Source organism: Limnospira sp. PMC 1279.21 (genome assembly GCF_032349615.1).
In the GTDB taxonomy this organism is placed as follows: domain Bacteria; phylum Cyanobacteriota; class Cyanobacteriia; order Cyanobacteriales; family Microcoleaceae; genus Limnospira; species Limnospira fusiformis.
Window position 1 is genome coordinate 1 of the sequence record NZ_JARPLU010000643.1, and the last position, 204, is coordinate 204.

At 49.0% G+C, this 204-nt stretch carries 1 pseudogene; it reads right to left on the reverse strand.

From position 1 onward, the window contains the following. Positions 1 to 79: 79 nt before the first annotated feature. A pseudogene (locus P5683_RS26340) lies at positions 80 to 204 on the reverse strand (IS630 family transposase); the annotation flags it as partial.

Here is a 204-nt window from a genome sequence, read left to right on the forward strand (position 1 = left end):
AGTTTGATTCTCTCCATGATGCCATGGATTCTGTTCTCAAGGCTGCGTCCTAACCTTATTGACTAGTGCTATAACACCATGCCGCAATCATGCTCACCCTGCCCTGCCTCTTCCCGGATTTGAGGGCATGGAAGCGTTGTCCTTCCTGGCAGTAACCATAAGGATAATCCGAGTCTTGACTATTCATGCCAGCTTCATCGAGGT